At 56.5% G+C, this 10,812-nt stretch carries 12 protein-coding genes; 6 read left to right on the top strand and 6 right to left on the bottom strand.

Annotated features, from left to right (window positions below; genetic code table 11):
• The first annotated feature begins 561 nt into the window (after positions 1 to 561).
• Together ACR0IV_RS07700 and ACR0IV_RS07695 are read left to right on the top strand one after the other, a co-directional pair.
• Complete coding sequence (locus ACR0IV_RS07700; RefSeq protein ID WP_480657153.1) at positions 562 to 1,011, top strand: low molecular weight protein-tyrosine-phosphatase; 450 nt, start codon at positions 562 to 564, stop codon at positions 1,009 to 1,011.
• Positions 1,012 to 1,105: 94 nt separating this feature from the next.
• The gene (locus tag ACR0IV_RS07695) at positions 1,106 to 2,281 is read left to right on the top strand and encodes a S41 family peptidase (RefSeq protein ID WP_480657154.1); all 1,176 of its coding nucleotides are present in this window, start codon (positions 1,106 to 1,108) and stop codon (positions 2,279 to 2,281) included.
• A gap of 76 nt (positions 2,282 to 2,357) precedes the next feature.
• Here the strand turns inward: ACR0IV_RS07695 and ACR0IV_RS07690 are convergent, their stop codons facing one another.
• Together ACR0IV_RS07690 and ACR0IV_RS07685 are read right to left on the bottom strand one after the other, a co-directional pair.
• Positions 2,358 to 3,299 (bottom strand): LysR family transcriptional regulator, encoded by a 942-nt coding sequence (locus ACR0IV_RS07690; RefSeq protein WP_480657155.1) that lies wholly within the window; start codon positions 3,297 to 3,299, stop codon positions 2,358 to 2,360.
• A 65-nt stretch (positions 3,300 to 3,364) separates the two neighbouring features.
• A complete protein-coding gene (locus ACR0IV_RS07685) occupies positions 3,365 to 3,673 on the bottom strand; it encodes a hypothetical protein (protein ID WP_480657156.1) in 309 nt (102 codons plus the stop codon).
• 176 nt (positions 3,674 to 3,849) lie between these two features.
• Between ACR0IV_RS07685 and ACR0IV_RS07680 the strand changes: the two genes are divergently transcribed.
• Both ACR0IV_RS07680 and lepA read left to right on the top strand, forming a co-directional pair.
• Complete coding sequence (locus tag ACR0IV_RS07680) at positions 3,850 to 4,473, top strand: RNA ligase family protein (RefSeq protein ID WP_480657157.1); 624 nt, start codon at positions 3,850 to 3,852, stop codon at positions 4,471 to 4,473.
• A gap of 87 nt (positions 4,474 to 4,560) precedes the next feature.
• The gene (gene lepA / locus ACR0IV_RS07675) at positions 4,561 to 6,360 is read left to right on the top strand and encodes a translation elongation factor 4 (protein WP_170720791.1); all 1,800 of its coding nucleotides are present in this window, start codon (positions 4,561 to 4,563) and stop codon (positions 6,358 to 6,360) included.
• Positions 6,361 to 6,411: 51 nt separating this feature from the next.
• Here lepA and ACR0IV_RS07670 read toward each other — a convergent pair whose 3' ends face one another.
• Positions 6,412 to 7,569: a hypothetical protein gene (locus ACR0IV_RS07670; protein ID WP_480657158.1), complete on the bottom strand. Its 1,158-nt coding sequence runs from the start codon at positions 7,567 to 7,569 to the stop codon at positions 6,412 to 6,414.
• Positions 7,570 to 7,903: 334 nt separating this feature from the next.
• On the opposite strand from ACR0IV_RS07670, the gene ACR0IV_RS07665 reads away from it, so the two are divergent.
• Complete coding sequence (locus ACR0IV_RS07665; protein ID WP_480657159.1) at positions 7,904 to 8,224, top strand: hypothetical protein; 321 nt, start codon at positions 7,904 to 7,906, stop codon at positions 8,222 to 8,224.
• Positions 8,225 to 8,354: 130 nt separating this feature from the next.
• Positions 8,355 to 8,804: a hypothetical protein gene (locus ACR0IV_RS07660; RefSeq protein ID WP_480535918.1), complete on the top strand. Its 450-nt coding sequence runs from the start codon at positions 8,355 to 8,357 to the stop codon at positions 8,802 to 8,804.
• Positions 8,805 to 8,886: 82 nt separating this feature from the next.
• Here the strand turns inward: ACR0IV_RS07660 and ACR0IV_RS07655 are convergent, their stop codons facing one another.
• The 3 genes from ACR0IV_RS07655 to ACR0IV_RS07645 form a co-directional block, all read right to left on the bottom strand.
• Positions 8,887 to 9,315, bottom strand: coding sequence for a type II toxin-antitoxin system prevent-host-death family antitoxin (locus ACR0IV_RS07655; protein WP_480657160.1), 429 nt, complete (start codon positions 9,313 to 9,315; stop codon positions 8,887 to 8,889).
• 833 nt (positions 9,316 to 10,148) lie between these two features.
• Positions 10,149 to 10,286, bottom strand: a complete 138-nt coding sequence (locus ACR0IV_RS07650; RefSeq protein WP_480469242.1) for an entericidin A/B family lipoprotein — start codon at positions 10,284 to 10,286, stop codon at positions 10,149 to 10,151.
• 167 nt (positions 10,287 to 10,453) lie between these two features.
• Positions 10,454 to 10,795 (bottom strand): ArsR/SmtB family transcription factor, encoded by a 342-nt coding sequence (locus tag ACR0IV_RS07645; protein ID WP_480469243.1) that lies wholly within the window; start codon positions 10,793 to 10,795, stop codon positions 10,454 to 10,456.
• Positions 10,796 to 10,812 lie beyond the last annotated feature (17 nt).

Genomic DNA, 10,812 nt, shown 5'->3' with positions numbered 1-10,812 from the left:
ACCCTCTGTCTGCGCAGGAAGCCTTGCCCGACCGGGGTATCGGTCATTCGTGTGCGGAGACACGGAATAGGGCATTCTGATGGGTGGATCACTCTTGCGTCTCCTCAACCCAAAGCTAATAGGCTGTGATTTTCCTGCAGGGATATCTATGCTGACGATCAGAAAACAAAGAAAAAGAACAAGCCAGGGTCCAGACGATCCGGCACTACCCGCAGATCGGGCTTATGCCCGAGTCGGGCTGCACTCATGGCAGTCAGCGATGACATGGCATTGCCGAACTCGACTGTAAGGCACTCACCCGAAATGCTCGTCAATTGAGGTTTTGTACGGTCATTCCGAGTTCCTAACTGATTATTGCGGAGTCGACTCGTAGCCTCGGAGGTGCCCCGTTGATCATTAGATCATCAGACAGATGTCGCTTCCGAGCTGAGACCAGCTCAATCTCATGGTCTGGGTTCGACGGGGTAAATCTCCAATATCGAGGCAGTGCGTTTACGCAAACGCTCCGTCAGTCAGTATGACAATCTTTTCCATGCCCGCCTCTCGCGCTACACCAGTCCCATGACACAGCGTATCCTTTTCGTCTGCCTGGGCAATATCTGCCGCTCTCCCGCCGCCGAAGGTGTTTTTCGCGCGCGCGCCCCGCATCATCGGACCGACAGCGCCGGAACTTCGGGCTGGCATATCGGAGACCCACCCTACGGCCCGATGCAACAGGCGGCCCGTGCCCGCGACATTGACCTCAGCGGCCTGCGCGCCCGCCAGATCGTGGCCGAGGATTTCCGCCGCTTCGACCTGATCATTGGCATGGATGCCGACAACATCACCAATATCGAAGCCCTGCGCCCCGACGGCAACGAAACCCCTGTCCGCCTTCTGACCGATTTCGCGCCTCACACCGATGCAAACCACGTGCCCGACCCGTACTATACCCGAGATTTTGACGGAGCATTGGATTTGATTGAAGCAGCAGTGGACGGGCTCGCGCTTCACCTGCGGAGCCAAAACTGATCGCTCTGGCAGTTTTCCAGCGCGTCAAGATGAGTTAATGGCGGCTTCAGAGGCCAATCTGGACATTGACGAGCGGCTATGCGCACCTTGAAACATGTCGCTCACGAAAGACCTTGATCTAATTTTAGAAACCGCCTTGCAAACCGATCCCAGCTTTCGGCAGATCGAAAAGGCCGTGATAGACAGTTGCATTGGTAAGACCCGGCGATACGCCTTGGAGGGCTCTATCGAAGCCTTCCTGATGTCCGCGATGCGTCTATTGGCACTTCCCAATAATGGACACACACGGTTGATCCCGAATGATGCAATCTCGGTGCTACCGCTGAGGTTCGTGAGCGTGGGGCATTCAGTGCAAGTCATTGGGGCGGCACCAGGGGTCACTGCTCCGCGAGGAGAGTTGATAGCAGTCAATGGTGCAGCTTTGAGCCAAATCGAAGCCGCCGCGGAGCAATTTCTGGCGGGAACGCCCCAAAGGAAACGGGTCATCGGGCCTATTCTTCTGGCTTGGCCCTACGCTTTGACACGTTTGGGTTTTTCGTCAAACGACGGTACGACCGAGTATCGTGTGCAGGACGAAAATGGGCAGACAACCGATCTGAAAGTGGCAAATGAAAATACTGTTCCTGGATCGACGCTCTACCCGAGAAACGAGCACGGTAAATCTGATCCAGACTGGGAGCCCGAGACCTTTGTGGAGATAAAGGACTGGCAAGAACTTGGGCTTTTAATTCTGTTGCCAAGTTTCTTTGACCCGAGCGAAACTGCGCTGCCTAAAGCCATCACATATGCAGCGGACCGCGTGGGCGCCTGCTCAAACAAAACACTCCTGATTGACGTTCGCGGAAACACCGGCGGCGATTTTCTTTTAACGATGCCCTTGATCGACGCCATCTCGCAAAGCGCAAGTCAGCAGGTTGTCGTGCTTGTCGATAAGTTCACGTTTTCCGCAGCGATAGTGTTTGTGGCCATCCTCAAACATCGTTTGGGAAATAGGCTCAAACTCATCGGGGAAGAAATGGGTGACGGGTTGACGTTCTTTGCCGAGGGCGGGTTGCTCGATTTGCCGACGAGCGGAGCGGTCATTCGATACTCATCGGCCTTTCACGATTGGAAGAATGGAACGACTGACGAAACCACTCCACCCGAGATCGCGCGGCAAATCATACCCGCAGGAGCACTGAATTTGGAGTGGGAATGGATTGCAAGACCTACTGGTGAGGATGCAAAAGGCGCTTTCTATCAGCGAATTCTCCAAAATATGAGCGGTTAGCCGAACGGCCGGCAAGGCCCGCTTAGCCGATCTTTGCCTCCGCTGGATACAAATTCGAACTCGTCTAACCTCTGCTCTAGCTCATCACCTTCAGCTGCCCACTCAACCATGGCAGCTGCGCCACAGCGGGATCGACGATCTGGCTCTGCATCAGCCGCCGGATCATGTCCGCCACCTCCTGCGGCACCTGATCTGACCAGTCGGTACGGGTGAACAGCGAGATTGTGCGCGCGAATTCGCCAAACGGGGCAGGGTGGGCCTCCATCCCGTCATGGAACCGGGCCGCGCGCATATAACCCAGCGGCGTGGTGATCGCCCAGCCCAGACCCCGCGCAACCATCGCCATCAACGCGAGGTGAGAACCGATCTCGAACCGTTCCTCGAACTCCAGCTGTTGCCGGGCCAGATGGCTTTCGATCTGACGGCTGATCAACTGCTCGCGGGCATAGCGCAAGAAGGGCAGCTCCAGCATCGGCTGTTCGACCCCCTTGGGTGCCACCAGAATGAACGGATCCTGCACCAGCGGGTATTCGACCACGCCCTCCAGCACCTCGCCTGAATGGGCCGAAACGGCCAGATGCAGGCGCTGGGCTTCCAGCTCCTCAAACAGGTCCAAACTGGGCAGCGTGATCAGCTTGAATTTCGAACGGGTCAAACTGTCGGCCAACAGTGTGGCCAGCCGGGGCGTCAGATCATTGTCGAAATCGTCGATCAACCCGATGGACAGCGTGGTCAGATGCCCCAGATCCATCACCGCCAGCTCGCTCTGGGCCACCTGCAGCTCGGCCAGAACCGCCTGCGCGCGGGCCAAAAAGCTGCGCCCGGCCTGCGTCAGCCGCATCGGCCGTCGCCCATGATCGACCAGATCAGTACCCAGAGCCTTTTCGAGATTGCGCAACTGCTGAGACACCGATGGCTGGCTGAGCCCCGTGATCTCGGCCGCCTGCGCCACCGATCCGGTCCGCGCCAGCGCCTCGAACACCTCAAGGCCCCGCAGGGTCAGCCCTTTCATCACCATCGCATATACCTTTCGCTGCGCCTTTCTGGGGCGCAGCGGGCATCAGGTCAAGGATTGCCTTGGGCTTAACTGCAGATCGCCTGCGCCATCTGGCCAAAGTTCTGATACCGATCCCACAGCGCATCATCGCGCGCGGTCTGCGACATCTTCAACTCCTGCGCCTGATGGGGGTCTTCGAACCACTTGGCCACGGTCTTCTGATCACCACGCGTCAACGCCTGATCTGCCACGCGCTGGATGCAAGTACACCGCGCCCGCGTCGCCGCCTCGCGGTCCGACGCCAAACACGCCCGCTTGATCTGCGCCGCGTCCACCGGCGGAGCAACCGCCGTCACCGATGCCGCACAAAATGCGATTAGGAGGAACTGTTTCATACTCGAGCCTCGTTTTTTGCCTGCCCGGACGGGTCTTATGCCCCTCTCGGTCTGCGGCGGAGTATGAATCAAAGTGGATTCGGGATCAATTGGGTGGTTCGAAAAAGTGATTGCAAGCGGCTGGGATGTCGCGTTTTCTGGTCCGACTTTGATTAGATCTCTTTCGTGAGACCAATATGCTTAAGAAATATGGGCGCACTTTCCACCTGCCGCAATCTCCCGGGACCACCAGCGATGACAAGATCATGTCCAGCGTTGACGCGTTGGTGTCGGCTGACGAGGTGGTCTTTACTGAAAAGATGGACGGCGAGAACACGACCATTCACAGCCACGGCTGTCACCCCCGCAGTATTGACGCACGATACCACCCGTCTCGCGATTGGATGAAGGCCTTCGCTGCCGGAATTTCGCCCCAGCTTGCCGAAGACGAGCGCATTGTTGGTGAATATCTGTTTGCGCGCCACTCTATAGCGTACTCAGCACTGCCGAATTATTTCCTGGACTTCGCCTGGATCAAGGCAAAGCGCGTGCAATCGTGGGACGCGACGCTTTCACGCTTTCTCGAGCTGGGGATCACCACTGTGCCCGAACTCTATCGCGGGCGGTTCTCTGCTAAAGTCGTGGCGGATGTGATAGCAGACTTGAATCTGGATACGCAGGAGGGGTTTGTCGTTCGCACAACGGCTGCGTTTAACGAGGAAGACATGCCCACTCACCTCGCGAAATATGTGCGCGAGGGCCACGTGCAAAGTGAGACGCATTGGATGAACGCGGAGCTGGTCAAAAACAGGTTGCTCTGAACGGTCGGAGGCCTCGCAATCAAAGGGTTTCGTTGGGGTCTCGTCCCACCTTGACCACAGCCCAATTCCGACGCATATCCCCAACCCATGACAGACCTCGCTCATATCCGCAATTTCTCCATCGTCGCGCATATCGACCATGGCAAATCCACCCTTGCTGACCGGCTCATCCAAGAGACCGGAACCGTCAAGGATCGCGACATGAAGGAACAGCTGCTCGATAGCATGGATATCGAGCGGGAACGCGGCATCACCATCAAGGCCAACACGGTTCGCATCGACTATACCGCCGACAATGGCGAGGCCTATGTGCTGAACCTGATCGACACGCCCGGCCACGTGGATTTTGCCTATGAGGTCAGCCGCTCAATGCGCGCGGTCGAAGGCTCTCTGCTGGTTGTGGACTCGACGCAAGGCGTTGAGGCGCAGACTCTGGCGAATGTCTATCAGGCCATCGACGCCGATCATGAGATCGTGCCGGTGCTGAACAAGATCGACTTGCCAGCCTCCGATTGTGACCGTGTGGCCGAACAGATCGAGGATGTGATCGGAATCGACGCGACCGACGCCATTCAGGTCAGCGCCAAGACAGGGCAGGGCATTCACGAAACGCTTGAGGCCATCGTGCAGCAACTGCCTGCGCCACAGGGCAATCTGGATGCGCCGCTCAAGGCGATGCTGGTGGATTCGTGGTACGACGCCTATCTCGGCGTCATCGTTCTGGTCCGCATCATGGACGGCACGCTGAAAAAGGGGATGCGGGTCAAGTTCATGTCGAACAACACCCTGCACCATGTCGACCGCGTAGGCGTCTTCCGCCCCGAGATGGAGATGGTCGACAGCCTTGGTCCCGGTGAGATTGGCTTCCTGACCGCCTCGATCAAACAGGTCCGCGACACCCGCGTTGGTGACACCATCACCAATGACCGCAACGGCACCGAAGAGGCCCTGACAGGCTTCAAACCCGCGCAGCCGGTAGTGTTCTGTGGCCTGTTCCCCGTCGACAGTTCCGAGTTCGAAGACCTGCGCGATGCGATCGACAAACTGGCGCTGAACGACGCCAGCTTCAGCTTTGAAATGGAAACCTCGGCAGCGCTGGGCTTTGGCTTCCGCTGCGGCTTCCTGGGCCTTCTGCACCTTGAGGTCATCCGCGACCGCATCGAACGCGAATATGATATCGAGCTTATCACCACCGCGCCGTCGGTGATCTATCACGTCTACATGAAAGACGGCGAGATGATCGAGCTGCACAACCCCGCCGACATGCCTGATCCATCCAAGGTCGACCATATCGAGGAACCGCGCATCAAGGCGACCATTCTGGTGCCCGACGAATACCTCGGCGACGTGCTGAAACTCTGCCAGGATCGCCGCGGCATCCAGCTGGACCTGACCTATGCGGGCACCCGCGCCATGGTCGTCTATGACCTGCCGCTGAACGAGGTCGTCTTTGACTTCTACGACCGCCTGAAATCGGTGACCAAGGGCTATGCCTCGTTCGACTACCAGATGACCGGCTATACCGAGGACAATCTGGTCAAGATGTCGGTGCTGGTGAATGACGAACCGGTCGATGCGCTGTCAACCATGGTTCACCGCGACCGGGCCGAGATGCGGGGCCGGGCGATGTGCGAAAAGCTCAAGGACCTGATCCCGCGCCACATGTTCAAAATCCCGATCCAGGCCGCCATCGGAGGCAAGGTCATCGCCCGCGAGACCCTCTCGGCGCTGCGCAAGGACGTGACCGCCAAATGCTACGGAGGCGATGCCACGCGGAAACGCAAACTTCTGGACAAGCAGAAGGCGGGTAAGAAGAAGATGCGCCAGTTCGGGAAGGTGGATATCCCGCAGGAGGCGTTTATTTCGGCTTTGAAGATGGATGGGTAGGGCTGTCGATCTTCAGTTTAAGCTCATCAAGCTGCCGCAGGCTCGGGGGGGCTAGTCTCGTTTTGCGAGTTCGTCCTTGATTGAACTGGTTAGAAGTGGCATGACGCGCTCACGTAGCTGTTCGATCTCAATCTTCAGCTTCTCTACCGAAACTAGTACTGCTTCCAAAATCTTTACTTGAAGTGCGTAATTTTTGTACAGATTTGCTTCGTGATTCAAATTCGCAATTCGCGCCTGCCCATTTGAAGTTGTCCAAAGAAGCTCCGCTCCTAGCTCTAATGACGACGCGATCTCAAATCTTTCCCCATTCCTTGCGACGCCTATTAGTTTTGAAGAAGTTGGGCATCCTCTTCCAACGCTGCATCGACCTGGTCCAGCACTACGAGCATGAGGCCCTTCAATTGTATAACCGTCATTCAAGTTTCCTCGCACAATTGTCCAGACGTTGTATGGATATCTGCAAACGCCTCCGCAAGCATCGCTTTCATATCTATATTGTATGCCTTCCTGAACTACTTCTCCTCCGATCCCACGATGGTTGTGCTCCAAGCGTCGCATTTCGTTTTCAAAGACGTTCTTTCGGTTTGCAGGGGATAAATAGAACTCAACGCTCAGTAATTCATCAAACCATTTGACTACTCTTTCAAAAAAGTTAGCCGCTTGATCGCGAGAGGCGCGCTGCAATACCAACAAATCCGCAAAGTACACGACCGAGTACGCAACATAATGATGATTAGAATATCCCCAAAGAATCATCGAATATATGTTTTCCTGAAAGTCTCTGGTCGCTTCCTCAACAACACTCCTACTACGGGGCCACCTTCTTGACCAAGTTGAATAGTTGTCTGCAACCGTTTGGCTTGAGGCGAGTAGTTTTACTCTAGCTTGCTGAATTGGTATTTGTTCCAGCTTTACTCCCAGTTCGGCTATTTTCGCCAAAATGAGGTCAAGCTTCCTGTCGATCTCGGCCAATTGCTTTGAAATTTGAATTAGCTGGCGCTCAATGTTTTCGATTGCTTGTCGAGTATTTCGCCCGTCTATTGTTCCGATTATCGTTGCAATGGCAGCTGTAGCCTTAATTACCAGCGCAATAGTTGCCGGGTCTGCATACAGATCAATTTCATCGTTTGAAAACAATAGGTTTTCTTCTAGCGGTTCGTAGCTGGTTGGGTCTTCGCTTACTTCTAAGAATTCACTCAGTTCGATCATAAATCTATCCTCCAAACAATATACCATATTTACCACCAAATCCGATTCGAAACACCGTTTGATCAATCTGCAAGCGACACACCTTTTTTTACTCTCGATAACACCAGCGTGCAGATAGTGGCTTCACGCAGCGCCGCCGCTGAGGCAGTGCTGCCGACTAGTGAGTTGATCGAACGAGTTTCACAGCCCGCCCTACGGCCCCATTGGTAGGTTGAAAACCCACACTACGTGGAATGGGTTTTTAACCCATCATCCACACTGTGACCCACCTCACAGCCCCAACCCCATCCCCCTGCTACACTTGACCCATCGGAATCCTCTGCAGGAGGCCCAAATGTCCACATCCATGATCCCCATCATCGCCCTCGGGTCGGCGGGTCTCTATTCCGTTGCCATGATCGCGATGAAGTTCTGGTGGAAGCTCCCCGGCGTGGGTCTTGGCCTGCTGATCGTCGCGACCCTGTTGGCCGGGGCAACGCTCGAACTCGCCGCGCTGCGCGAGGAACGGCTGGGCATCATCTATACCGGCATTCTGGGGGCCGAGGTTGTTCTGATCGCCATCGCCTCGTTCTTTCTGTTTGGCGAGAACTTCTCGTATCGCGAGGGGATCGGCATTGGTCTGGTCATCGTTGGCACCGCGCTCGCCTGGGCCTGACCCGTATGTGAAGCAATCATTAAGCCTTCTTTAGAACGCTTGTAAGCCCCGGGGCTCCTCCCAATCTGTATCCCACAGCAAGGATGTTCGCATTTGAACTCCAAAGGGTCGCTTTCAGGAGGAGATCCCCATGACCAGATATATGACTGCCGGAGCAGCCGCTCTGGCCACGAGCCTCACCCTTGCCACCGCCGCGATGGCCGATACGCCGGACCTGCGCGGAACATGGGTGGGCAGCTATACCACCGTTGGCCCGAACCGAACCACAACCGGGGATGCGCCGCGTTTCAACAATGCCGAGTGGGTGCTGGATATCCAGAAGCAGCAGGACAACGTGTTCTGGGGGCCCAGCAAGTGGCGTCCGAATGCGGCTCAGGACTGGCGCGTCATGGATGCCACCGGGACCATCTCGCTGGATGATCCGACCCGGGTCAGCATCGTGGAAAGCTCGGCCAATCCCGAGATCGGCGTCAACGCCTTGATCGATGCCCGGTATCAGGATGGCAAGATTTATGCGGATTTCCGTAGCCTGCGTCGAGGAACGACCTACAGCACCGTTCTGGAACGTCAGGTGAACTGAAGCGTCTTCGGCCTGACCGGATGTTAAAGGGGGTATATGCCGCTGCGTATTGTGAGTGCGGCAGGAGTAGTAGGTACCCCGGTCAGGTTGGAGCGCTTCTCAGGAACATGCGCCTCCACAGGGAGGAGCAGGGCCGGGCGGCGATCTCGCCGCCCGCGACAGGATCCAGCCCCCCGCGTTTGAGGATGCGGCGTTCCTCGGCTCGGGTCATCTGGATCTCGCGGACCTTCAGCGCGGCGTCGCGCGCGGTGAGGTAAGAACCGTCCGGCCCAGGTTCCATCCCCGGAATACCACGCCCTTTCGACCACCACCCGCGCAGCCCGCTGAGCGGGTGTTTGCGTCCGATCCGGCCATCATCCTGCAGCTCCCAGATCCGCTCGGCCTCGGCCATCGAGACCAACGCGGCCAGCGGTTTGCCATAGCGGGTCAGCACGATCACCTGGCGGGGGTCTTGTGCGAGGGTCGCCAGCTCTCCCAGACGGGCGCGGGCTTGGGACATGGTCAGGCGCATGGGCGAATCTCCGGTTGTACGATTCGAAAGATTGGGGGTCTGAGTGTTGTACAACTCGGACAATTCGCCCCTAACACGGCGTGCGGGGCCTTCGCAGGTGCAGAAAGTGATGAAAATCGGGGTGGGATTTCAGGTCTGGACTTTTCCGCCCACAACCCTGCGGGAAGTCGCGAATTCTTGAGATATCCACATCATTCTCCCGCCGGATATCAACAGTTTATCCACGCCTAATTTTCATGCTGCAGTGCTATTTTCTTGCCGGATCAAGGCGCTGATGTAACAGTCTAATCACTGCTTCAGTTCCTCGGGACAGGGGCGGGACGCAAAGGCCAAGGGGGTCGCAGCGGCGAAGGCAGGTTCTAGGATTTGTTCTTGGTTGCAATGGCTTACCGGTGGTGGATCAGGTGGTCCGGGCTTCGTGTTCGGGTCAGGTGGTTAGCCTCTCAGAAGGTCGATGCGGGCTGCGGCGCGACATAGCGCGTGCGGCAGTCGCCAAGGTCCCTCCGGGGGCGGCGGCAACTGGATCGAGATGCCCCTCGGGCGGATCGGACCGGCAAGGCGTCAGGAGTGTCCGCAAGGATGCATGCAAAGACCGCGTCTGAGCACCTGACGCCTTTTCCTTTTTCAGAACCATCGGTTCATACAGGCTACCACGCACCACCACCCTTCAGATGAAAACGGGGTTCTTTCGCATGAACGAAAGAACCCCGTTGGTTCGTCAGAAATGCAATGCCGCGTCTATGCACCTGTCCCATCAGATTAGCCGCCTGCAGGAACCAAGGCAACAACATATTGCGGCCTGTTGCATCGTTGCCGCAATATGCTGGAGAGGTTTAGATGTTCTCCTGAACATCCTCGGCAGCGTTCTGAATGGCGTCACCCGCCTTTTCGATGTCTTTGCCCGCGCCTTTTGCAGTTTCACATGCGGTCAATGTGAACAAGGCCAGGCCAATCATGAATGCACGGATCATCGGGAACTCCATCAGTGTTTGTTTGCTTTTGGTTAGCAGCTTTGAGAACAAACAGCTACCGGTTTTAGCGAGGAGCGAACCACGATGCCAGCCTTCGGAAAAAGCGCTCGATTAGCAGACTCATCCGAATGTCAAAGCAAACCACAATGATGAAATGACAGGAGTGATCAGGACGCTTTGGAACTGCAAAAAAGCTCATAGACCACTTCCAGCATGCGGACGGGGCGATCGTCTGCGAGCCGGTAGTAGATGGCTTTACCCTCGCGCCGGGGCACAACCAGACCTTCGAGCCTGAGCCGCGACAGCTGTTGCGAAACGGCTGCCTGCCGGGCGGATAAAAGCCGTTCCAACTCGGTCACCGATTTCTCACCAGAGACGAGATGGCACAGGATCATCAAGCGGCCTTCATGGCTGATTGCCTTTAGGAAATTTGACGCTCGCGTCGCGTTTTCAACCATCTGGTCCAGATCGTTGGGCGACATATCCTTGGTCAGCTGAGAAAGAGCCATTTTTCGTGTTCCTTACA

The organism is Ruegeria sp. C2, from assembly GCF_056537765.1.
The sequence above is the reverse complement of the archived record's forward strand: the minus strand, read 5'-3'. Positions and strand labels throughout refer to the sequence as shown.

Bases quoted from the DNA above. Each gene is read 5' to 3' on its own strand.
- ACR0IV_RS07690 (WP_480657155.1), bottom strand. From the start codon at position 3,299: ATGGTGATGAAAGGGCTGACCCTGCGGGGCCTTGAGGTGTTCGAGGCG.
- ACR0IV_RS07650 (WP_480469242.1), bottom strand. From the start codon at position 10,286: ATGATCCGTGCATTCATGATTGGCCTGGCCTTGTTCACATTGACCGCA.
- ACR0IV_RS07680 (WP_480657157.1), top strand. From the start codon at position 3,850: ATGCTTAAGAAATATGGGCGCACTTTCCACCTGCCGCAATCTCCCGGG.
- ACR0IV_RS07695 (WP_480657154.1), top strand. From the start codon at position 1,106: ATGTCGCTCACGAAAGACCTTGATCTAATTTTAGAAACCGCCTTGCAA.
- ACR0IV_RS07655 (WP_480657160.1), bottom strand. From the start codon at position 9,315: ATGCGCCTGACCATGTCCCAAGCCCGCGCCCGTCTGGGAGAGCTGGCG.
- ACR0IV_RS07645 (WP_480469243.1), bottom strand. From the start codon at position 10,795: ATGGCTCTTTCTCAGCTGACCAAGGATATGTCGCCCAACGATCTGGAC.
- ACR0IV_RS07660 (WP_480535918.1), top strand. From the start codon at position 8,355: ATGACCAGATATATGACTGCCGGAGCAGCCGCTCTGGCCACGAGCCTC.
- ACR0IV_RS07665 (WP_480657159.1), top strand. From the start codon at position 7,904: ATGTCCACATCCATGATCCCCATCATCGCCCTCGGGTCGGCGGGTCTC.
- ACR0IV_RS07685 (WP_480657156.1), bottom strand. From the start codon at position 3,673: ATGAAACAGTTCCTCCTAATCGCATTTTGTGCGGCATCGGTGACGGCG.
- ACR0IV_RS07700 (WP_480657153.1), top strand. From the start codon at position 562: ATGACACAGCGTATCCTTTTCGTCTGCCTGGGCAATATCTGCCGCTCT.
- lepA (WP_170720791.1), top strand. From the start codon at position 4,561: ATGACAGACCTCGCTCATATCCGCAATTTCTCCATCGTCGCGCATATC.
- ACR0IV_RS07670 (WP_480657158.1), bottom strand. From the start codon at position 7,569: ATGATCGAACTGAGTGAATTCTTAGAAGTAAGCGAAGACCCAACCAGC.